Source organism: Desulfobacteraceae bacterium, assembly GCA_022340425.1.
Taxonomy (GTDB): Bacteria; Desulfobacterota; Desulfobacteria; order Desulfobacterales; family JAABRJ01; genus JAABRJ01.
The window spans coordinates 1-20,819 of record JAJDNY010000064.1 but is presented as its reverse complement, the minus strand read 5'-3'; the positions used below and the strand labels follow the sequence as shown (position 1 = coordinate 20,819).

The window sequence follows — 20,819 nt, the reverse complement described above, 5'->3', positions numbered from 1 at the left end:
TTCCGGTTGCCGCAGGAGGCGCTTGGCCCCCGTCGATGCCGCTTCGGGCGCCACGCTTTATGGACGTTGCAAACCTCCCGCCGTGCGGGTCAGGACTTGCCTTTGGTCTGGCGCAACCATAACTTTTCTGCCTGGCCGAACGGCAGGTGCCACCCTCCAGGTAGGTCGGCCAGGCGTCACGGCCGAAATTTGACGGTTTTCGACCTTTTACTGCTTTATCAAATTTCTTCACCAGATTGCTGCGGGCTGGGGGGCTCTGGCCGGCAGCGCTGATTGGGGGATCGACACGATGAAAACCCGCGACCACCGCCCCGAGCCCGATGAAGTCGACGCCGAAAACCGCGAGTGGCTGGAGTCGCTGGATTACGTCCTGGAAAGCCAAGGGCCGGAGCGGGTTCGGGACTTGCTGCGACGGTTGCAGGTGCGCGCCCGGGAGCGCGCTGTGCGGATCCCTTTTACGGCCAACACCCCCTATCTGAATACCATACCGGTTTCGCGTCAGCCGGTGTTCCCCGGCAGCCGCGAGATCGAGCGGCGCATCAAGAGCATTGTCCGTTGGAACGCGATGGCGATGGTGGTGCGGGCGAACCGCCAGTCGGACGGTATCGGCGGGCACATCTCGACCTACGCCTCCAGCGCCACGCTCTTCGAGGTGGGATTCAACCATTTCTTTCGCGCCAAAACCGCGCGGCATCCCGGCGACATCGTGTACTTCCAGGGGCACGCGGCACCGGGTATCTATGCGCGCGCCTTCCTGGAAGGCCGCCTGAGCGAAAAGCAGTTGGAGAATTTCCGTCGTGAGCTGCAGCCCGGAGGAGGACTTGCCTCCTATCCCCACCCCTACCTGATGCCTGAGTTCTGGCAGTTTCCCACCGTTTCCATGGGCCTCTCGCCGCTGATGGCCATTTATCAGGCGCGCTTCAACCGCTATTTGGAAGACCGCGGGCTCAAACCGGTCGACGACCAGAAGGTCTGGGCCTTTTTGGGCGACGGGGAACTGGACGAGCCGGAGTCTTTAGGGGCGATCACCCTGGCCTCCCGGGAGCGGCTGGACAACCTCATCTTTGTGATCAACTGCAACCTGCAGCGTCTCGACGGGCCGGTGCGCGGCAACGGCAAGATCATCCAGGAACTCGAGGCTGCCTTTCGCGGCGCTGGCTGGGATGTCATCAAGGTCATCTGGGGGGCCGATTGGGACCCGCTGCTTGCCCGGGACGACAAGGGGCTGCTGGCCAAGCGCATGCAGGAGGTCCCCGACGGGCAGTACCAGATGTATTCCACCGCTTCGGGCGACTTTATCCGGCGCGATTTTTTTGGACGTTACCCTGAGTTGGAGAAGATGGTTCGGCACCTTACCGACGAGCAGCTGCAGAGGCTTCGCCGGGGCGGGCACGACCCGGAAAAGGTTTTCGCCGCCTACCAGGCCGCGATCAACCACAAGGGGGCCCCGTCGGTGATCCTGGCCAAAACCATCAAAGGCTACGGGCTCGGCGAGGCGGGCGAGGGCCGCAACGTCACCCATCAGCAAAAGAAGCTGAACGAACAGGAGCTGCGCCATTTCCGCAGCCGCTTCGGCATCCCCATTCCCGATTCGGCCATTGCCGATGCGCCGTTCTACAGCCCCGCAGCGGACAGCGAAGAAATGCAATATCTGCAGCAGCGGCGCCGCGAACTGGGGGGGTATCTGCCTGCGCGGAGTGTGTCGGTGCCGGTTTTTCGGCCGCCGGGAGCGTCGCTTTACAGCGAATTTTTCAAAGGCAGCGGCGAGCGCGAGATCGCCACCACGATGGCCATGGTGCATCTGCTGGGCAAACTGCTGGCGGAAAAGGACATCGGCCCCTACATCGTGCCGATTGTACCGGACGAGGCCCGTACCTTCGGCATGGAGGCGCTCTTCCGCAAGGTGGGCATCTACTCCCACCTGGGGCAGGTCTACGAACCGGTGGACAAAGAAAGCCTCCTCTACTACCGGGAGGCCAAGGATGGCCAGATCCTGGAGGAGGGGATCACCGAAGCGGGCGCCATGTCGTCCTTTATCGCCGCCGGCACCGCCTACGCAACCCACGGCCTCAACACCGTACCCTTTTTTTCCTTTTACTCGATGTTTGGTTTTCAGCGCATCGGCGACCTGATCTGGGCGGCGGGCGACGCCCAGGCCCGCGGTTTTCTGCTGGGCGCCACGTCCGGGCGCACCACGCTCGCGGGGGAGGGGCTCCAGCACCAGGACGGCCACAGCCATCTGCTGGCCTATCCCAGCCCCTCGGTGCTGGCCTACGACCCGGCGTTTGCCTTCGAAATTGCGGTCATCGTGCGTGAAGGGCTGCGCAGGATGCTGGAGGAGGGCGAAAACCTGATCTACTATCTGACCATCATGAATGAGTTCTACCGGATGCCGCCCATGCCCGAGGGGGCGGAAGCGGGCATCCTCAAGGGGATTTACCGCTTTCGTCCAGCCTCTCGCAAAGGCGCGCGGGCGAAGACGCATCTTTTGGGCAGTGGCACCATTCTCAACGAAGCCCTAAAGGCCCAGGAGCTTCTCGAAACCCACTTCGGGGTGGCTGCCGACGTTTGGAGCGTCACCAGCTACAAGAATCTCTACTGGGATGCCATCGAAACCGAGCGCTGGAATTTTCTTCACCCGGAAGAAACGCCGAAGCGCTCTTTTCTTGAGAGGCAGCTGGCGGGCGAAAAGGGGGTTTTTGTAGCGGCCTCGGATTATCTCAAGGCCCTGCCGGGATCCATCGCCAAGTGGGTGCCCGGGCCGATGGTGCTGCTGGGCACCGACGGCTACGGGCGCAGCGACAACCGCAGCGCCCTGCGGGACTTTTTCGAGGTCGATGCGCGCCACATCGCCTTCGCCAGCCTCAGCGCGCTGGCCCGTGCAAAACGGGTCAAGCCGGCGGTGGTTGAAAAGGCCCGCCGGCAACTCGAGATCGATCCCGGCAAGGCGAGTCCGCGGTTTGCCTGACGGAAGGAGCTGGCATGGTTGAAGACATCAAGGTACCGGCAATCGGTGAAAACGTGACTTCCGGCAGTGTCGTGGGCGTTCTGGTTGCGGTCGGGGACACGGTATCGGTGGACGACCCGCTCATCGAACTGGAAACCGACAAGGCGGTGGTTGAAATTCCGTCGCCGGTGGCCGGCAAAGTGACCGAATTGCTGGTCCAGAGCGGCGACGAGGTCAGGGTCGGGGACGTTATCGCGCGGGTCGAAACCGAGGGCGGCACGGGGGAAAAAGCACCGGCGGTTGAAAAGGGGGCCCAAAGTACGCCTGATGCCGATGCGCGGGCGTCCGGGGCGGAAGTCGGCAGCGAACCGCAAGAACTGGAGCCTGCCGCGGAAGCCTCCGGGGAAGGGGCCCCGGCCGAAACCGTGGACGGGGGTTCGAAAGGCCGGCAGCCGGCAGCGGACGCCGAAACGGAAAAGGGGGATGCCGCCGAAGAAGCGGATCGCCCCCCGGCGCCCACCTCTCCTGCGGTGCGGCGGCTGGCCCGTGAACTGGGCGTTGACATTCACGCCGTCAAGGGCAGCGGGCCCCGCGGTCGGATCAGCGAGGCCGATGTCAAGGCCCATGTCAAGGCGCGTTTCACGGCCGGTGACCGCGCCGCTGAAGGCCCCGGCGCGCCGCCGCCGCTGCCCGATTTCAGCCGCTGGGGCCGGATTGAAACCATGACGCTGTCCACCGTGCGGCGCCTCACCGCCGAGACTACCGTCACCGCATGGCACGCCGTTCCCCATGTGACCCAGTTCGACAGTGCGGACATTACGGGCCTCGAACCCTTTATGAAACAAAACGCACGGGCGGTGGAAGCCGCCGGCGGCAAACTGACCGTCACGGCCATCCTGGCCAAGGTCTGCGCGGCGGCGCTGAAGCGCTTTCCCCGTTTCAACGCCAGCATCGACATGGGCAGCGGACAGCTGATTCTGAAGCACTACATCCACATCGGGGTGATGGTGGACACCCCCCGCGGGCTGCTGGTACCCGTGATTCAGGATGTCGACGCCAAGTCCATCACCGAACTGGCCGTGGCCATCACGGATTTGGCCGAGCGCGCCCGCAGCCGGAAGGTCAAACCGGATGAGCTGGAGGGAGGGACCTTCAGCATCTCCAATCAGGGGGGTATCGGGGGCACCGGTTTTACCCCCATCGTGCTCTGGCCGCAGGTGGCGGTGCTGGGGGTCAGCCGCTCGGCCACCGCACCGCGGTGGACAGACGACGAATTCCGGCCGCGAACGATCCTGCCGCTGTCGCTCTCCTACGACCACCGGGTGGTGGACGGGGCCGATGCGGCGCGCTTCCTGCGATGGGTGTGCGACTGTCTGAAACACCCTTTCACCCTTCATCTTGGCGGAAACACGGAGAATTCGTCATGACCGATGACACCACCCAACTGGCCGTCATCGGCGGCGGCCCCGGCGGGTACGCTGCCGCCTTCATGGCCGCCGATCTCGGCCTGACGGTCACCCTGATCGATCCCGCGAAAAATCCGGGTGGCGTCTGCCTTTACCACGGGTGTATACCCTCCAAAGCACTGCTGCATGTCTCGCGCGTGATCGCCGAAGCCGGCGAAGCGGAGGCCTGGGGGATCAGTTTCGGAAAACCCAAGGTGAACATCGACCGGCTGCGGGATTGGAAAAACGAGGTGGTCTCAGGACTGACCGACGGTCTTGGGCGTCTGGTGCGGCAGCGGCGGATCACTTACTTTCAAGGCACCGCCGTCTTTCTGGACAACCGCACCCTGGCGGTCAGCGGGGCAGGCGGTGGCGACGACCGGCGGCTGGTCTTTGAGCATGCCGTCATCGCCACCGGTGCCGTGCCGGTGCGCCTGGCCCAACTGGATATCGGCGATGACCGCATCCTGGATTCCACCCGCGCCCTTGAAATGGCCCAGGTGCCAAAAAAACTGCTGGTGGTCGGGGGGGGCTACATCGGGCTGGAACTCGGCACGGTCTTCGCGGCGTTGGGGTCAAAGGTGACGGTGGCCGAAATGACCGCGCAGCTGTTGCCGGGAGTTGATCGCGACCTGGTCAATCTTTTGGAAAAACGGCTTTCCGATCGGCTGGAGGCGATTTTCAAAAACACGACCGTGCAGGCGCTCAAAGCCCAGAAAAACGGTCTCAAGGCTGTCCTGAGAACCGGGAAGGACGGTGAACAGGTGCGTCTTTTCGACCAGGTCCTGGTGGCGGTCGGCCGTCGGCCCGACACTGCGGGGCTGGGTCTGCAGAATACCGGGGTCGTATGCGATGAGCGGGGCTTTATTCTGGTGGATCGCCGCCGGCGAACGGCTGAAGCCCGTATTTTTGCCATTGGAGATGTGGTCGGCGAGCCGATGCTGGCCCACAAGGCGGTCCATGAAGGCCGGGTTGCGGCCGAGGTCATTGCCGGTCGTGAGGCCCTTTACGAGCCGCTGGCGGTGCCGGCGGTGGTTTTCACCGACCCGGAAATTGCCTGGGCCGGAACCACCGAAACCCAGGCCCGTGAACAGGGCCTGGAGGTCGCGCTCGCCCGTTTCCCCTGGGCGGCTTCGGGGCGCGCCGCCACCCTGGGACGCAGCGACGGGCTCACCAAGTTGGTGGTCGATCCCCTTACCGAGCGGGTGCTGGGCGTCGGGATCGCCGGCCCCGGTGCGGGGGAGTTGATCGCCGAAGCGGTGTTGGCCATTGAAATGAATGCCAGTGTGGCCGACATTGGCCTTTCGATTCACCCCCACCCGACCTTGAGCGAGACCCTCAAAGAGAGCGCTGACGTATATTATGGCACTGCCACCCATTTTCGACGGACCAAAGGCCTTCGACGGTCTTGAGCCGCCGCCGGCGGGGGCGGCAGACGTGCAGCAACCCAACAGCACAAGGAGGTAGGACATGTACGACAAAGAAGAACTGTGCGCCAAAATTCGCGAGATCTATCCCCAAATCGGGGCCTGCGGAATCGACACCACGGTCTCCTGGAGCGATGAAAAAAAGGCCTGGGTGGTGGATTTGGAATACAAGGGCAAACGTGTGCAACACTACTTGGAGGATCGGGATGCGGCCGCCTGTATGGAGGGCGAGAAGTGCGTCGCATTGGGGATCGAAATCGGTCAACTGCTCTAAACGACCAGCATGACGAAGGCGTTTCAGGCCGTTTGGCGCATTTCACTATGGAAGGAAACCTGCCCCCCGTGACGGGGGCAGGCCTTTCGGCCGCCCCCCAGTCGTGCAGGGGGAGGCCTCACCTCTGCCGTAGCGCCCAGCCGCTGTGCCTCGCCCCGGTCATGTTGTCGGTCTCTCATCCTTGCAGGGCTATCGGTCTGTTGCCCGCGTCCAGCTCGCTGGTCGCCAGCGAAAAATTTTACTTGCAGTCCAAAGGCAAACGCGCGTAAAAGATAGGTGTCGCCAGAGCCGCAAGCGCCTCTGGACCAGGTCTTCGCTCTTTTGGCATTCGCCGTCACTGCACCGTCCGCAAGATTGCGGTCGGAAATCGGGTGCTGCGGCGCTGGTTTGCACGCCGGCGCTTGTTTCGGCAAGGCCCGAGACACCCGGGATCCCTTGGGGCAGAGCCGGCGCTGACCCGCAAAATGAGCCGTAACGGATTGGAAAGGGGCTGCGGCCCGGAGACCCGACATGCACGGTAGTCAAACCGCCGAAAACTTCTGGAGTCCCGGCCTTATTTTTGGTCTGACGATTCTCTTCAGCCTGATTTTCTTCAACCTTCTTTTCCTGCGCTGGGAAACCTTTTCGGAGATACTGCATCATTCGGCGAGCTTTATGGGATTGGCCGCCGCTGCCGGCATCATTATATCGACCCTTTCGCTCAAGGAGCCTTACCGGGTCGCCTTTCTGTCCCTTGCCAGCGTTCCATTGACATGTCTGGGCTTCAGCATGTTTTCCGACTTGATGCTGACCCTTGTGCATGCCGGCAATGGGGCGCTGGGCGGTGGCCTTTCGGCGCTGCAGTTTGCCGGCGTCGTTCTGGTGCTTTTGATCGTGGGCATCGTTCTGGGTGCGTTAGCCGGCGCGGGCTGTTATGGCGGGCTGGTGTTGCAGCGCTGCATCAATCTGGGCTACCACCTCACGAAGCGCTGGCGCAGTTGGCGCCAGCATCCAGGCGTTGCGCCGGAGGCCGGTCCTCTTCCTCGATTGGCGGCCAAGGTCACCCTTGCGGTGGGAAGCGCCGCGGCTGCAGCCGGTGTGCTGCGGTCATTTGTTTGATGCAGACGCTGCCGCAGCCTGCAACCGGCCCCATGCGCTCTGCCCGGCCGTTTAGAGCACCTCCAATCTTGCGGCAACCTCCTCCCCCGATTTTCCGAGGGCTTTTGAACCACCGCAGCATTCCCGGGCCCTGATTTCCGGGACCGTCCGCGATGCGGCAGCGGCAATGAACCGTCAAGGCCGGCGCGCCCTATGATTGCGAGGGGGCGTCTTCACCACTGGTCGGCGGCTTGCCTCGGGCAAAGCGGCTGGTGCGTGTTCTTCTGTGAATTTGGAGTCGATTGGTTCCAAAGGACTTGATTAATTGGGAATATTATGCGATGCACTCAAATCTGAAAAAAAGCGCCTCATCCGCCAACCCTGAGCATTGTGGAGGAAACGCCTTATGGCCTTGACCAAGCACGACATTGTCGATTCTATTCAGGAGAGCTTCGGGTTTTCAAGACAGAAGACCATCGATGCGGTCGAGTCGCTCCTGGAGTTGATCAAATCCGCCCTGGGCAAAGGGGAAGACGTGTTGATCAGCGGATTCGGCAAATTCTGTGTTCATGAAAAAAAGGCGCGCCGAGGGCGAAACCCGGCAACCGGGGATGAAATGATCCTGCCGCCGCGCAAAGTCGTCGGTTTCAAGTGCTCGGGCAAATTGCGGGACAGGATAAATGCCGGCCAATAGGGTTTTCGGGTGACACACCCGGCGCGGGGTTTGATCTGTGCCAAAGCGGCCATAGGCCGAAAGTCCTTGCCGATCCTGGAATTGCCGGCCACCGACCCGGCCGGGGGCATGGCGGCCGGGATGAGAAAGGAACTTTGAATTCGCCCCGCGCCAGCGTGCCGGCAGTGCCCCGCCCCAATCCGACGCCGCCGATAGCGCCTGCCGGCGTCGGTTCTCGCCATCCACCGGGCTCGACCCGGAAACCGCCCACCCCTTCTTTCAGGGCCTCGGCAAAAAATAATTCCACATCTTGCTTGTCTTTTGGCCCGTCCTCGTCGTTACATCCGCCGGCACATATCTCGATATGCGCCAACGGATGTGCCTTGATGACGAACCAAAATCCTTCGCCATATTGTGGAATTATTTCTTGTCGCGACCCCTACCCTCCCGGTTTTTGCTCCTTGCGCAGTATTTCAAAGGCAAAATTGATCTCCGCCAACTCCGACTCCAGGGCCTTGATGCGAAGGGCGTTGCTGCGATTTTGCGCCTGGAGTTCCTGGAATTGGCGTTGGAGAGCGCCGTAGGCCAGGGAGCACTTGCGTCGGCTTTTCTCAGTACTGTCCAGCCGCGCTTGAAGCGTGTTTAGCTTGGCAATCAGGTCCTGACGGCGCAGGTCGCGGTAATCCACGACGCCATCGGGCACCCGGCCCTTGAGAGAAACGCAGGCGGAGAGCACCAGCACCAGTAAACAAGGCCAAAACGGCAGGCGCTTGGGCTGCATTGGAATGTCTCCCTGTTGGGTTGGCCCGCCCCGGCCGCCGATCCTTTCAACAGCGATCCCCGGAACGGGAAATGGTATACAAAAGCTCGAGCCGATCTTTTCGGCGCGATGGTTTTTTGTCGATCACCACCTTCCAGCGCGAGTGGGCCTCCAGCAGGGAGAGTGCCTGGGATATCTTCAGAATCAGAGCGGCCGGCTCCTCCCGCTGCAGGGCGATCACCTCGGTTTCCTGAAAGGTGACGGCCTCATCTCGATGGCTGCCGGGCCCAAGTCCCACCAGCAGGGAGCCCTCCCCGATCTGGGTCAAGGCCCGGTTGAGAGCCGCCGACAGGCGGGGGGCAACCGGCGAGAGATCCTTGTGAAGGGTTTTGGAAAGCTCGTAAGGGGTCATGGGGTGCGTCTCCGGGAAAAGGTTTTGCGCTCTGCGCCCGCTGGCCTGGGAGAAATCCAGGGAAGCGATGTTCAAAAGCTGCCTTTATCGTCCCCCGTGGTCGGCGCTGCGGCTATTAAGTCGCCATGAGGGGCGGACGATAAATAGTTCATCGAATTTCAAGCCATAAGTAAAGCGAAAAATACCCCGAAAAAATGCATAACTTTCGGGTGGTATTCTGCGCGGCAGCCTTTATAGCCGTCCCGGGGGTTTGCCGGTCAATTTATGTGCGTCGCAGCGGCTTCGAGAAGCGGCCCAACACGGAAATCGGGTCTGCGGACCTGCAAGGTTTTCTGAAGGGCGGCGGTTTCAAGGACAGAAAATGGATTCAGCGCTCATCAACCCGATCATCAACGCAACCCTCAATGTACTCAAGACGATGGCTTCCGTTTCATCGCGGGCCGGCAAACCCTATCTTAAGGTGGACGATGTGGCCTGTGGGGATGTGACCGGCGTTATCGGCATGACCGGCGAGGCCAACGGCACCATTTCAGTGACTTTCGATGAGGGCAGCATCCTTAAAATCGTCTCCAACCTCTTCGGCGAAGAAATGACCGATCTGAACAGCGATGTGACGGATGCCGTGGGGGAGTTGACCAACATGATTTCCGGCCAGGCACGGCGTGAGTTGGAGCAAGCCGGTCGGCTCTTCAACGGCGCGATTCCCTCGGTGATTACCGGCAAAAATCATCGCATCAGCCACATCACCCGCGGCCCTATCATCGCGATTCCCTTTCAAACGGAGGCGGGGCGGTTTACCCTCGAGGTCTGTTTGGAGTCCTGATGCCGGCCCCGCTGGATCGACATGCACCGGCGGCGAAGCCATCCCAGCTATAGGCCCCGGCCGGCGGCAACAGACGTTTTCTTGGCGCAAAAGGATCGAATGGATGGATACGACAATCAAGATTTTAATCGTGGACGATTTTGCCACAATGCGACGGATATTGAAGAATATCCTCAAAAAAATCGGGTTTACCGATATCATCGAGGCCGATGATGGCAGCAACGCCCTCAAAGTGCTGGAGAAGGAAAAAGTCGATCTGGTCATTTCCGACTGGAACATGCCCAAAATGACAGGCATCGAATTCCTCAAAGCGGTTCGTGCCAACACCGCTTTCAAAGACTTGCCTTTTTTGATGGTGACCGCCGAAGCACAGAAGCAGAACATCATCGAGGCGGTCCAGGCCGGGGTCTCCAACTATGTGGTCAAGCCATTCACCGAAGAGGTGATCACCGAGAAACTGGCCAAGATCCTGGGGTAAACGGGCGCGGCAGTCTTCGGCCGTCGCTGGTTTTTTTGCAAGACCAGACCCTGGCTGAAGGTTCACGGGGTAAGGAGGGAGTATGTCTGTGAACGTCATGATCGTGGATGATTCATTGCCCATGCGCACGGTGATCATCAAAACCATCAAGGCCTCGGGTTTCGCCAACGCCCATTTCTTTGAAGCCGTCAACGGGCGGGAGGCCTTGAATCTGCTGCAGACGGAGTGGATGGATCTGGTCATTACGGACTACAACATGCCGGAAATGAACGGGATGGAACTGCTCCAGGAAATGAAAAAGGATGACATTTTGCGAGCCATCCCGGTGCTGGTGGTCACCACCGAAGGCAGCCGCGAAAAGGTCAAAGCGTTTCTGGCCCAAGGGGCCGCCGACTACGTAAAAAAACCCTTTACCCCAGAGACCATTCGTCAAAAAATAATATCCCTGCTGGGCGTTGAAGACCCTGACGGTGGCCCTGGTGAGGTCGAGACCGGCGTGGACTTTTAAACCGCCGGGCGCCTGCCGTCTCCCGGGTTAAGCGGCCGCCGGGTGCCCTGCCGGCAGGGTATTTGAGGCTCATGGCCTCGTCTTCCCCACAGCCTGTCGTTTTGCGCTGTGCAGTTCGCCGCTGCCGGCCCATCCCATCCGAATTCAAAATGTGCCCCGAATCCCTGCCCGAACCGTTCTAACCCCTTGCGCCATCGCGGGCGCAGCACTAAAACGGGCGCTGCCCATGGCGTGCGCACCCCGTCCCGGGATACCACGCGCACTGGGTTGCGGAGTCAAAAAGTGGCAAGCCGCTTGAACATAGCCAAATCTGTTTTACTCTTCTGAAGTACAATTCTACAGATCAGTCTTCACATCAAAATCTTTGGCATCTGCAGATGGTCGTCCTCAGCTTGAGGGGATGCCAGCGCCGGATTGTACGGCAGTGAAAGGAGGGTCACATGAAGGAAAAAAGAAATCTGCACCTCAAGGTTCAGGAACTGTGCGACTGTTACGCCAGCACCGACCCCTTGAAGGAAATGTCGGAAGTTCGCAACGAGGCCGATCAGGAGGAGGGCGCCTTGAAATGGGTGGCCTTGGCGGCTTTGCACGGGGTCAACAACGGGGCCAAGAAAATCACCATTTCCCGCACCCCCCAGGGGGATGTCAAGGTCAGCGCAAAGTACCGCACCGCGGAACTGCCGTCTCCGGGAAAAGCCATCGGTGAAAAAATTTTCGGGGCCTTGAGAGAAATCACCCACATTGAAACCCAAAAGGGGAAGACCCCACTGGCGCTTGGAATCCGCGACAGCAGCCTGGAGGTCAAGATCTCCTTCAAATCCGAGGATGGCGGGGAAAAGGTTTCCCTCAAGTTCCCCGATTGACCGGGGCCTTCGACAACCGGCATGCGCCCACCGGCTGGGAGGTGGCCGCCGCGATGCTAGGGTGAGGTGCGCTGATTTTTCAACTCCCGGTTTGCCGGGGGGTTGGCAATGCCTGTTACGCTGTGCCCGGGACTTCTGCTCCCGGGCTTTTTTTTGCGCACCGGCTTGGGGCCGCGGCCGTCCTTTTGACCGTTTAACGGGACCTCAAAAGGACCCCGCCAGGCGTTTGGGGCTCCTGGAAAATCAGTGTCACATCCTGCTTGTATTTTAAAGGCCGGGCGCGTTAAACTTACAATATAAATTCGACATGGGGGCTATTTGGGAGTGAGCTGCGGAAGGCCTGCCGGGACCTGCGCGGACCCGCGGTCGACCCCGATGGGAGGAGCCGATGCTGAGGATTTTTAGGGACGACATCGCCGACCCGACGCGTTTTGTCGTGACCCTGGAGCTTGTCCCCGGGACCGAATCCCGGGGGCGCAGTGTGGACACCGTCATGGGCATTGCCAGGGATGCGTTTGCAGACGGCCGCATTTCGGCGGTTTCGATTACCGACAACCCCGGCGGCAATCCTTCCCTCAGCCCGGACGCATTAGGGCACCAGATCTTCAGCCTGGGCATGGATGTCATCGTCCATTTCACCTGCCGGGACATGAACCGGGTGGGGATGGAAAGCCGCGCCTTGCAGCTGGCCATGATGGGGATTAAAAACATCCTGGCCTTGACCGGCGATTATTCCGGCAAGGGCTTCGGTGGCCAGGGGGCCCCGGTCTTCGATCTGGATTCGGTCAACCTCACCTGCATGCTCGCCATGCTCAGCGAACGCAACCAGGCTTCCGGTGATCCTGAGGAATACTTTGTCGGCTGTGCGGTCTCCCCCTTCAAACAGACGGAGGGCGAGACCTACGCCCAATACGCCAAAATGTGCAAGAAGGTCGGGGCCGGCGCCCAGTTTCTGATCACCCAGCTGGGCTATGATGCCCGCAAGTTTGCCGAGTTGCTGCGCATTCAGGAACGCCATGGTATCAGCTGCCCGACCCTAGCCTCGCTTTACGTGCTTTCGCCGGGAGCCGCTCGGATCATGAACCAGGGGCGCGTGCCGGGTGCCGTTGTGTCCGACCGACTGCTGGGTGAGGTACGCGCCGAATGGCAGGACAAGGCCGCGGGGCGGCGTGCCGCCGTCGAGCGGGCCGCGCGGCTGGGGGTGGTTTTAAAGGGGCTGGGCTATCGCGGAATCCATATCGGTGGCATTCATCGAAGCTTTGAGACGGTGGCGGGCGTCCTGGACCGGATGGCGGCCCTGGAAGACCGCTGGCAGGAGTTTTTATCCGAATTCGACTACCCCATCCCAAAAGGATTTTACGTCTACTCCCGCCCAACTCCCGGCGAATCGCCGGTGGCCAAACCGCTGGGCGCGGCCAGCCATCTGCCGGCTGTGGACAAAGCCCTTTTTCATTGCCTGGCGAAGATGCACCGGCTGCTGTTCACCCGCGACGCCCCCTGGTCGGGCCTGATGATGTCGGTTTGCCGCCAGCTGGATCGCCGGCGCATCGGGCGACTGCTGATGCACCTGACCGAAGACCCGCTCAAAAAGGTGTTTCTGGGCTGCCAGCGCTGCGGGGATTGCGCGATTCAGCACGTGGCCTTTCTGTGCCCCGAATCCCAGTGCCCCAAACACACCCGCAACGGGGCCTGCGGCGGCAGTCGCGGCAGCATGTGCGAGGTGCGGCCGGAGCGACGCTGCGTCTGGTATCGGGCTTTCAACCGCTGGGTTTCGGTCGGGCAGGCCCAGCAAATGGCCAGCGAATGCGTGCCGCCGCGCATGTGGGAGCTCAACCGCACCTCCTCATGGCTCAATTTCTATCTGGGCCGCGATCATCAGAGCGCCTCGCTTGAGATCACCCAATTCTGCACTGCGGCGACCTGCAGACTCTCCGGCGAGGACCCGCGCCGCGACCTGGCCCCTGAAGGGCCGGCCTGATAGCGGAAACGGTGCAGGGCGCGCCCGGCGCCCGCGGGGTTTCTCCCAGGGTTTGCCCGACGGGCGGCGCAACCGGGGGGCGACGGCGCCGTGTGCGGAACCGCGCGTCCTCAGTGGGCCGGATACGGTGCGATTTTTTCGCGTCTTTTGCGGATCTTTTCGTTCAGGGAGCGCAGGATACAGGCTTTCAGGCGTTTCGAGCGGGAATTGATGGCCATGCAGCTGTATTTGAAATTTCGTTCGAGCAGGTCCGGGCAATTTCGAAAGTTGGTCTTGAACTTCAGGCCGTTGGAGGTCATCTTGCGCAACAGGTCAATTTCCTTGCCGACAATCTTGTTTTCGCCGTTGCGCACCGCATCCAGAAACGTTTTGCGGTTTTTGCGTCCCGGGGCGTAGCTGACGACCCGGCCCATGTGGTAGAGGGTGTGGCCGTCGCTGCCGCCGGTAATGGCCTTGCTGAGGTTGAAGCCCAACAACGCGCAGCGCAGGTTCCATTTGTTGAGGTTCTCGGAGTTGATCACCTCGACGCCGTCCACCAGATCCAGGAGGTGCTGGCGCCGTTCGGGGGGGAACTGGAGGTTGCAGATGCCCGTATAGACGGCACAGTATGGGTGCGGAAAGATGATCACGGTCTTGAAGGCGCGGGCGCGCCGGATGATCTCCTCCATGCCCAGACTGATGGCGCTCATCACCTCCGGTCCCATGAATGGCTGCACGTCCCGGGTGTAGAAGCGCTTGAGACTTTTGATATCGTAGAAATAGACCAGGAGGTGGGTGCCTTCACGGGAGGTTATTTCGATGCCCGGGATGGTGAGCAGGTTCCAGTAGCGGCTGATCTCAACGGCGCCCTGGATGGCGTTGTGGTCGGTGATGGCAATCCCGATACCGAGTTTCTGGGCTCGCTGGGCAACGGCAGCCACGCTGTTGAGGCCATCGGAGTAGCGGGTGTGGAAATGCATATCCACCACGGTGGCGCTCTGGGTCAGGGCGGCCAGATCGGGTTTTTCAAACTGGATGCGGTTTAGGGCGTTCACGCTCTGTTTTCTTTTATCGGATGATGGTTATCCCTCGCCGGTTGTCCGCACTGGCGAGACGCGTATCAGGCAGGAAAAACGGGCACCTGGCGGCACCCCCGGCAAGCTCCGGCCGGGGCGCAGGCCCGAAACCCGGGGGCGGCCCCCAGGCAAAACGGGGACCGACCCTGAGACAAACCCGAACTAGCATAGGGGAAGCCCGCTGGTTTGTAAAGGTTATTTTTTTGAAGCGCTCCCGGCCGCCGGCGGCATGGGCATGGCCGATGCCGCGGCGTAAGCGGTCCGGGCGTTATCCGTGATACTGCCGCAACAGCCGGCGGCCGAGCTTCCGGGCTGCTGAAGGCGCCGGTTGCGGTTTGTCTTCGGCAGACAGACGGCGCAACTTTAGCGTCTCTTGCGGCCGGAAACGGGGGTGGCCGGCTATTTCCTTGACACCCTTGATGGGTTTTGGCTATTTTGCAGCCGGCTGCTCGATAGACGGTGGCAGGCCTTTGGGGGCGTTCTCCCTATCTTTGGTGGCGATCGGCCGGCTTCGCCCGGCTTCCCGGGAAGATCCACAGGAATTTCGGCACGCATGCAGGCCACCATCATCAACATCCTGATCGACGCCACCTGCCACGTGCTGGCCACCCTCGGCGGCGCGCAATTCACGGTTCAGAAGCCGCGCCTGAAAACCGACCCCGCGCCCAGCGGGGAGGTCACAGGGGTTATCCTGCTCTCGGGGGGCGTGAGCGGCAGCGCTGCCCTGAGCTTCCAGCGCGGCTGCGTGCTTCAGATCGTCTCCCGCATGCTGGGGGAGGACTTGCAGGAGGTGAACCGGGACATCCAGGATGCCGTCGGGGAGATCGTCAACATGGTCTCAGGCCAGGCGGCGCAAAAACTTGCGGATGTATCGCCCCGGATCGATGTCCGGCCGGATGCGGTGGTGATGGGGCAGGGGCCTCTACCCGGCCAAACATCCGGGGTGGCGGTGGTCGCTGTCCCGCTGAGCGGGCCGCTCGGCGGTCTGACCGTGGAGCTCTGCTGGCGGGAAGATGTGGCCGGCTGATAAGTTGGAAACGCGGCGCGCCGCGAAACCGGGAACTTTTACCCAGAGGAGACAGCACGATGAAATGGGTTCTGATGGTCATCAGCTTGTTCTGGATTGCATCGGGGGTTTGCCTGGTACTCTACACTACCGCCTGCCGCAAATTTTTGGCCACCCTGCTGGAAAACATGAGCCCCCAAATTTTCGGCGCCTTGGCCTTTGGGGTGGGGGTGCTGCTGCTGCTCTCGGCCGGCGCCAGCCAGAATTTTTGGTTCGTGGTGCTCCTGGCGGGATTGGCGGTGGCCAAGGGCCTCCTGCTCTTCGTCAACCCGCGGGGGCTTTTCGTAAAGATCCGGCGATGGTATCTGCAGCAGGCCGACGATCAGACATACCGCATGGCGGGCATCATCCTGCTGGTGCTGGGAACTGCCGTGTTTTCCTGGATCAAATAAACCCGCGGGAGTCTACCTGAACTCCCCGCCGATAGGCCAAACCTTCGAAGGCCAAAGACCCCGGGACATCCCGCAGCAGGCCCCTCGGGCCTGCCCACCCGGTCTGGCGACCTTTATGCCCACAGCTGCCTGAGAATGAAATAGACCAACGGCAGAAAAATTGCCGGCAGCATATTCCCCACCCGTATCCGCTTGATTTCCAGAATGTTGATCCCGATGGCGATGATCAGCACCCCGCCCACGGCCGTCATTTGGTCGATGGCCGGGGGCACCAGGAATTCTCTGATGAAGGAGGCGGTCAGGGTGATCAGCCCCTGGTAGAGAAAAACGGCCGCGGCCGAAAAGATCACGCCGATGCCCAGGGCCGAGGCGAAAATGATGGCGGTGATGCCGTCGAGAACGGATTTGGCGAAAAGGGTTTGGTGATTGCCGGTGAGTCCGCTTTCCAGGGACCCCACGATGGCCATCGAACCGACGCAAAAAAGGAGGCTGGCGCTCACAAACCCCTTGGCGATCCCGTCGCCTGCCAGCGCCATGCGCCGCTGCAGCCATTGCCCGAGCCGCTCCAGGCGAGCTTCGATTTTGAGCCCCTCACCGAGCACGCTGCCGATGGTCAGGCTGAAAATCACCAGCAGCAGGTCGTCGGCTTTCAGCGCGCTTTTGAAACCAATCAGGATCACCGCCAGGCCGATGGCCTGCATCACGGTCTGGTTGTAAGCCTGCGGGATGCCCCCCCGGCACAGCAGGCCGAGGATGCTGCCGGCGACGATGGCCAGTGTGTTGACGATGGTTCCGATCACAAACCGCTCCCGCCGGCATTGGGCCGAGGCGCAGAAGTGGGGCGGGCGGGGACCTTAAGGGGCGAAGAACAAAAATAGGTCCGAAAAAAATCCCCCGCCCCCCCTGCACCGTTGTGCTACGATCAGGCCGCGTCCTGGATCAGCATGGTGGCCGGGTCCAGAAACAGCTTTGGGGCCTGGTCCCCGGGACTGCCGCCCTTGAGCGCCTGGATGTACACGCCGTCGTTTTGCGGCTGCAGCTGAATAGCGACATCAAAAAGGCTCTCCACCGGGCTGAAGACGGGGGGCAGGCCATCGGGCGCCGGTTGGTCATGGCGGTGGGTGCGTACCGAAAACCAGGTGAGGTAACCGTTGGCGCGGGCCAGGTTTTTCAGCTCCGCCAGCGGCTCAAAAACCGCGCCTTCAAAGGGATAGCCGTCGAAAAGCACCATTTGCGGCAGGAAAATGTCCTGTTCGGTCAGGTCCGCGATGCGCTGCTCCAGTTTGGCCACGCTGAAATCCTCGGCATTGAAGGTCATGATGAAGCGGTAGGGCAAAATGGCCTCCCAGAGCTGGTCCATCTGGCTGACCTTGTAATGGGTGGCGATGTTCCGGAAAACCTCCTCATACCACAGGCAGACCTTTTTGACGGGGTCGCGCAGGCTGATGTGCAGCACGTTGCGGCCGCGCAGCACGCTGTTGAGGGCCAATTGTACCAGCAGGGCCGTTTTGCCGACGCCGGCGCGGGCCAGCACGGCACCGAATCCGCCCGGCGGCAGGATGTCGTCGGTTTCATGACCCATCAGGCGCAGGGGGTTGCGGAGGATGAGATCCCTTTTGAGCATGTTGAAGCTCCTTTCCTTTATGTAGACAACCATCCCCCGGCCCGGCGAAACGGCTCCGGGCCGCGGAGGGTTAGTGGTGTCAGAGCGGCGATAAATTCCGAAACTGTCCATCTCCGGTCAGGCGACGTTTTTCTTGTTTTCGGAGGCCTTTTTGACCAGTTCTTCGGTGATCGACTGCGGCACCTGGCGGTAGGTCGAGAATTCCATCGTGAACTGGGCCTTGCCCTGGGTGGAGGACCTCAGGACCGTGGAATAGCCGAACATTTCCGAAAGGGGCACCTGGGCCTCGATCACGCACATCGGCCCCTCGTCCTGGGCGCCGACGATCATGCCCCGGCGCTGGTTGAGAGAACCCATGACGCCTCCCTGGAATTCGGTGGGGCTTTCCACCACCACTTTCATGATGGGTTCCAAGATCACCGGCTGGGCCTTGGCGTAGGCATCCTGGAAAGCCCCGCGGGCCGCCGCCTGGAAGGCCATTTCGGAGGAGTCCACCGAGTGTGAGGCGCCGTCGTTGATGACCACCTTGACGCCGGTCACCGGAAATTCCATTTTGGGCCCCTTTGCCATACAGCCCCTGAAGCCCTTTTCGCAGGCCGGGATGAACTGGGTGGGGATGGCGCCGCCGGTCACCATGTTCTCGAAAACGAAATCCTCATCGGCGAAAGGCTCCAGATAGCCGGCGATCCGGCCGTACTGTCCGGAGCCGCCGGTCTGTTTTTTGTGGGTGTAGTTGAATTCCGCCCGCCGGGTGATGGTCTCGCGGTAGGCCACCCGCGGCTGACCGGTGGTGACTTCGGCCTTGTACTCGCGCCGCATGCGTTCCACATAGACATCCAGATGAAGTTCGCCCATGCCCTCGATGATGGTTTCATTGGTTTCCTCGTCCACGAACGCCCGGAAGGTGGGGTCCTCCTTGCTGAAGCGGTTGAGGGCTTTGGACATGTTGATCTGGCTCTTGTTGTCCTTGGGTACGATGGCCAGCGAGATGACCGGGCTGGGCACGAACATCGAGGTCATCGAGAGGTTCAGCCCGGGCGCGGTGAAGGTGTCCCCGGAGGCGCAGTCCACCCCGAAAAGGGCGCCGATATAGCCCGCCGGAATGGTCTCGATGTCCTCCATCTGATTGGCATGCATCCTCACCAGACGACCGATCTTGAGTTTTTTGCCGGTGCGCGCATTGACCACGCTGGCGCCCTTGGCGAGCATGCCCTGGTAAACGCGGATATAGGTCAGCTGGCCGTATTGACCGTCCTCCAGCTTGAAGGCCAGAGCGACAACGGGATCGCCGGGGTTGTTGCTCAACGTCACAGGGGTCTCGTCTTTTCCCGTGTCGAGGGCCTCGTTTTGAACGTCCATCGGGCAGGGCAGATACCGGGTGACCGCGTCCAGCAGCGGCTGAACGGCCTTGTTCTTGTAAGCGGAGCCCATGAAAACCGGCGTAATTTCACGGGTCTGAACCCCCTTGCGGACGGCCGCAACGAGAAGCGCGGGAGTGACCGCCTCTTCCAGGGCGGCCTCCATCAGTTCGTCGGAGAACATCGAGGCGGCATCCACCAGGGCTTCCCGGGCCTCCCGGGCCTGTTCCCGCAGCTGGGCCGGGATTTCCTCGGTGCGCACGGTCTCGCCGTTGGGGCCGTCGAAGTAGAGCGCCTTCATCTCGATCAGGTCCACGACCCCCTCGAGGTCGGCTTCCAGGCCGATGGGCAACTGCATCGCCACGGCATTGTGGCCGAGCTTCTGGCGCAGCTGTTGAGTGACGCGCGCCGGATTGGCCCCGCTGCGGTCGCATTTGTTGACAAACGCGATGCACGGCACTTTGTAGCGCTTCATTTGCTGGTCGACGGTGATGGATTGGGACTGGACCCCGCCCACCGCGCAGAGCACCAGAATGGCGCCGTCCAAAACCCGCAGGGAGCGTTCCACCTCGATGGTGAAATCCACGTGCCCCGGCGTGTCGATGATGTTGATCTCGTGGCCCCGCCATTCACAGTAGGTGGCGGCCGAGGCGATGGTGATGCCCCGCTCCTTTTCCAACTCCATGGAATCCATGGTGGCACCGACGCCGTCCTTGCCCTTGACGTCGTGAATGGTGTGGATGCGGTTGGTGTAATAGAGAATACGCTCGGTCAGGGTGGTTTTACCCGAGTCGATATGGGCACTGATGCCGATGTTTCTGACTTTGTGAATTTCGGTTTTCATTTTGATATCCCTTGTGCGCGGAACTCTCTCCTGTTGACGAGGTCGGATCCCATAAAAAAAACCCCCCATTTGGAGGCGGAGACCAGATGGGGGCTCGGAACAAAATTGTCTAAGCTCATTAACGGAACAAAGAAAAATATAGATTAAGAGCGAGTTTGTCAATTGTTTTTTTGCCTTCGGCAAATTTGAGGAACCAGGGACTTGGAGACGCAGCCCGAAGGTCGAAATCGGACTTTCCCCGCCGCGGTCAAATTGGGCTTGTCTCCCGGACCATCCTGAGGTATGCAAGCCGCCGTGACCTGAAACCCCAGCCCGCCCCAAAGGCGACTCAGCGCAGTCCCCACCCTGGCCATGGCTGTTGCGACAAATAAACCCGATCCCCGCGCCAAAGCCCTTCGCGCCGGTGTGCGCGCCGCCTGGCCGATCTCCATGGGGTATATCCCCATCGGCCTGGCCTTTGGGGTGCTGGCCCAAAAGGCCGGTCTTTCACCGGCCGCGGTGGCGTTGATGTCGGTACTGGTGTTTGCCGGCAGCTCCCAGTTCATCGCCGTTTCCATGATGGCCAACGGGGCCGCGCCGGCGGCGATCATCCTGACCACCTTCACGGTCAACCTGCGCCACCTGCTGATGAGTTCCTCCCTCTCGGTTTTTCTCAAGACCGCCTCCCGCAAGAAGCTCCTCCTGTTTGCCTACGGGGTTACCGACGAAAGCTTTGCCGTCAACCACGCCCGTTTCAGCAGCGGCGACTGGGGGGTGGCGCGCGCCCTGGTGCTCAATTATTTCGCCAACCTGACCTGGGTGATCAGCACGGTGGC

At 61.3% G+C, this 20,819-nt stretch carries 20 protein-coding genes; 14 read left to right on the top strand and 6 right to left on the bottom strand.

What is annotated here, in order from left to right; genetic code table 11:
- The first annotated feature begins 289 nt into the window (after positions 1–289).
- The 6 genes from aceE to LJE63_06240 all read left to right on the top strand — a co-directional run bounded on the left by aceE (position 290) and on the right by LJE63_06240 (position 7,864).
- Complete coding sequence (aceE, locus tag LJE63_06265) at positions 290–2,968, top strand: pyruvate dehydrogenase (acetyl-transferring), homodimeric type (protein MCG6906213.1); 2,679 nt, start codon at positions 290–292, stop codon at positions 2,966–2,968.
- A 14-nt stretch (positions 2,969–2,982) separates the two neighbouring features.
- On the top strand, positions 2,983–4,374 hold the full coding sequence (locus LJE63_06260; GenBank protein ID MCG6906212.1) for a 2-oxo acid dehydrogenase subunit E2: 1,392 nt from the start codon (positions 2,983–2,985) through the stop codon (positions 4,372–4,374).
- Entirely contained in the window at positions 4,371–5,804 is a 1,434-nt protein-coding gene (gene lpdA, locus LJE63_06255) for a dihydrolipoyl dehydrogenase (GenBank protein ID MCG6906211.1), read from the top strand. The genes LJE63_06260 and lpdA overlap by 4 nt, the downstream gene beginning before the upstream one ends.
- Positions 5,805–5,862: 58 nt before the next feature.
- A complete protein-coding gene (locus LJE63_06250; protein ID MCG6906210.1) occupies positions 5,863–6,093 on the top strand; it encodes a hypothetical protein in 231 nt (76 codons plus the stop codon).
- A gap of 510 nt (positions 6,094–6,603) precedes the next feature.
- On the top strand, positions 6,604–7,191 hold the full coding sequence (locus LJE63_06245; GenBank protein ID MCG6906209.1) for a hypothetical protein: 588 nt from the start codon (positions 6,604–6,606) through the stop codon (positions 7,189–7,191).
- A gap of 385 nt (positions 7,192–7,576) precedes the next feature.
- Positions 7,577–7,864: an integration host factor subunit alpha gene (locus LJE63_06240; protein ID MCG6906208.1), complete on the top strand. Its 288-nt coding sequence runs from the start codon at positions 7,577–7,579 to the stop codon at positions 7,862–7,864.
- A gap of 418 nt (positions 7,865–8,282) precedes the next feature.
- Here the strand turns inward: LJE63_06240 and LJE63_06235 are convergent, their stop codons facing one another.
- Positions 8,283–8,624 carry a hypothetical protein gene (locus LJE63_06235; GenBank protein ID MCG6906207.1) on the bottom strand — a complete coding sequence of 114 codons (342 nt, stop codon included), beginning with the start codon at positions 8,622–8,624 and terminating at the stop codon, positions 8,283–8,285.
- Positions 8,625–8,670: 46 nt separating this feature from the next.
- On the bottom strand, positions 8,671–9,015 hold the full coding sequence (locus LJE63_06230) for a hypothetical protein (GenBank protein ID MCG6906206.1): 345 nt from the start codon (positions 9,013–9,015) through the stop codon (positions 8,671–8,673).
- Positions 9,016–9,376: 361 nt separating this feature from the next.
- Between LJE63_06230 and LJE63_06225 the strand changes: the two genes are divergently transcribed.
- From LJE63_06225 to LJE63_06205, 5 genes are all read left to right on the top strand, one after another.
- Positions 9,377–9,838: a chemotaxis protein CheX gene (locus tag LJE63_06225; GenBank protein MCG6906205.1), complete on the top strand. Its 462-nt coding sequence runs from the start codon at positions 9,377–9,379 to the stop codon at positions 9,836–9,838.
- A gap of 103 nt (positions 9,839–9,941) precedes the next feature.
- Positions 9,942–10,316: a response regulator gene (locus LJE63_06220; protein MCG6906204.1), complete on the top strand. Its 375-nt coding sequence runs from the start codon at positions 9,942–9,944 to the stop codon at positions 10,314–10,316.
- Between the two features lie 82 nt (positions 10,317–10,398).
- Positions 10,399–10,824 (top strand): response regulator, encoded by a 426-nt coding sequence (locus LJE63_06215; GenBank protein ID MCG6906203.1) that lies wholly within the window; start codon positions 10,399–10,401, stop codon positions 10,822–10,824.
- A 440-nt stretch (positions 10,825–11,264) separates the two neighbouring features.
- Entirely contained in the window at positions 11,265–11,687 is a 423-nt protein-coding gene (locus LJE63_06210; protein MCG6906202.1) for a hypothetical protein, read from the top strand.
- A gap of 388 nt (positions 11,688–12,075) precedes the next feature.
- On the top strand, positions 12,076–13,665 hold the full coding sequence (locus LJE63_06205) for a methylenetetrahydrofolate reductase C-terminal domain-containing protein (GenBank protein MCG6906201.1): 1,590 nt from the start codon (positions 12,076–12,078) through the stop codon (positions 13,663–13,665).
- A 110-nt stretch (positions 13,666–13,775) separates the two neighbouring features.
- Here the strand turns inward: LJE63_06205 and LJE63_06200 are convergent, their stop codons facing one another.
- Positions 13,776–14,699 (bottom strand): PHP domain-containing protein, encoded by a 924-nt coding sequence (locus LJE63_06200; GenBank protein ID MCG6906200.1) that lies wholly within the window; start codon positions 14,697–14,699, stop codon positions 13,776–13,778.
- 574 nt (positions 14,700–15,273) lie between these two features.
- On the opposite strand from LJE63_06200, the gene LJE63_06195 reads away from it, so the two are divergent.
- Together LJE63_06195 and LJE63_06190 are read left to right on the top strand one after the other, a co-directional pair.
- Positions 15,274–15,747 (top strand): chemotaxis protein CheX, encoded by a 474-nt coding sequence (locus tag LJE63_06195; protein MCG6906199.1) that lies wholly within the window; start codon positions 15,274–15,276, stop codon positions 15,745–15,747.
- 59 nt (positions 15,748–15,806) lie between these two features.
- Positions 15,807–16,178 carry a hypothetical protein gene (locus LJE63_06190; protein ID MCG6906198.1) on the top strand — a complete coding sequence of 124 codons (372 nt, stop codon included), beginning with the start codon at positions 15,807–15,809 and terminating at the stop codon, positions 16,176–16,178.
- Positions 16,179–16,291: 113 nt separating this feature from the next.
- On the opposite strand, the gene LJE63_06185 is transcribed toward LJE63_06190, so the two are convergent.
- The 3 genes from LJE63_06185 to fusA all read right to left on the bottom strand — a co-directional run bounded on the left by LJE63_06185 (position 16,292) and on the right by fusA (position 20,004).
- The gene (locus LJE63_06185) at positions 16,292–16,978 is read right to left on the bottom strand and encodes a DUF554 domain-containing protein (protein MCG6906197.1); all 687 of its coding nucleotides are present in this window, start codon (positions 16,976–16,978) and stop codon (positions 16,292–16,294) included.
- A 122-nt stretch (positions 16,979–17,100) separates the two neighbouring features.
- Complete coding sequence (locus tag LJE63_06180; protein MCG6906196.1) at positions 17,101–17,802, bottom strand: AAA family ATPase; 702 nt, start codon at positions 17,800–17,802, stop codon at positions 17,101–17,103.
- A 117-nt stretch (positions 17,803–17,919) separates the two neighbouring features.
- Positions 17,920–20,004 (bottom strand): elongation factor G, encoded by a 2,085-nt coding sequence (gene fusA / locus LJE63_06175; protein MCG6906195.1) that lies wholly within the window; start codon positions 20,002–20,004, stop codon positions 17,920–17,922.
- Between the two features lie 351 nt (positions 20,005–20,355).
- Here fusA and LJE63_06170 point away from each other — a divergent pair.
- Positions 20,356–20,819: AzlC family ABC transporter permease (locus LJE63_06170; protein MCG6906194.1), on the top strand; the 464-nt coding region annotated here is incomplete at its 3' end.

What these genes read in the sequence shown, in the direction of transcription:
- aceE (MCG6906213.1), top strand. Translation starts at nt 290, where the DNA reads ATGAAAACCCGCGACCACCGCCCCGAGCCCGATGAAGTCGACGCCGAA.
- LJE63_06260 (MCG6906212.1), top strand. Translation starts at nt 2,983, where the DNA reads ATGGTTGAAGACATCAAGGTACCGGCAATCGGTGAAAACGTGACTTCC.
- lpdA (MCG6906211.1), top strand. Translation starts at nt 4,371, where the DNA reads ATGACCGATGACACCACCCAACTGGCCGTCATCGGCGGCGGCCCCGGC.
- LJE63_06250 (MCG6906210.1), top strand. Translation starts at nt 5,863, where the DNA reads ATGTACGACAAAGAAGAACTGTGCGCCAAAATTCGCGAGATCTATCCC.
- LJE63_06245 (MCG6906209.1), top strand. Translation starts at nt 6,604, where the DNA reads ATGCACGGTAGTCAAACCGCCGAAAACTTCTGGAGTCCCGGCCTTATT.
- LJE63_06240 (MCG6906208.1), top strand. Translation starts at nt 7,577, where the DNA reads ATGGCCTTGACCAAGCACGACATTGTCGATTCTATTCAGGAGAGCTTC.
- LJE63_06235 (MCG6906207.1), bottom strand. Translation starts at nt 8,624, where the DNA reads ATGCAGCCCAAGCGCCTGCCGTTTTGGCCTTGTTTACTGGTGCTGGTG.
- LJE63_06230 (MCG6906206.1), bottom strand. Translation starts at nt 9,015, where the DNA reads ATGACCCCTTACGAGCTTTCCAAAACCCTTCACAAGGATCTCTCGCCG.
- LJE63_06225 (MCG6906205.1), top strand. Translation starts at nt 9,377, where the DNA reads ATGGATTCAGCGCTCATCAACCCGATCATCAACGCAACCCTCAATGTA.
- LJE63_06220 (MCG6906204.1), top strand. Translation starts at nt 9,942, where the DNA reads ATGGATACGACAATCAAGATTTTAATCGTGGACGATTTTGCCACAATG.
- LJE63_06215 (MCG6906203.1), top strand. Translation starts at nt 10,399, where the DNA reads ATGTCTGTGAACGTCATGATCGTGGATGATTCATTGCCCATGCGCACG.
- LJE63_06210 (MCG6906202.1), top strand. Translation starts at nt 11,265, where the DNA reads ATGAAGGAAAAAAGAAATCTGCACCTCAAGGTTCAGGAACTGTGCGAC.
- LJE63_06205 (MCG6906201.1), top strand. Translation starts at nt 12,076, where the DNA reads ATGCTGAGGATTTTTAGGGACGACATCGCCGACCCGACGCGTTTTGTC.
- LJE63_06195 (MCG6906199.1), top strand. Translation starts at nt 15,274, where the DNA reads ATGCAGGCCACCATCATCAACATCCTGATCGACGCCACCTGCCACGTG.
- LJE63_06190 (MCG6906198.1), top strand. Translation starts at nt 15,807, where the DNA reads ATGAAATGGGTTCTGATGGTCATCAGCTTGTTCTGGATTGCATCGGGG.
- LJE63_06180 (MCG6906196.1), bottom strand. Translation starts at nt 17,802, where the DNA reads ATGCTCAAAAGGGATCTCATCCTCCGCAACCCCCTGCGCCTGATGGGT.
- fusA (MCG6906195.1), bottom strand. Translation starts at nt 20,004, where the DNA reads ATGAAAACCGAAATTCACAAAGTCAGAAACATCGGCATCAGTGCCCAT.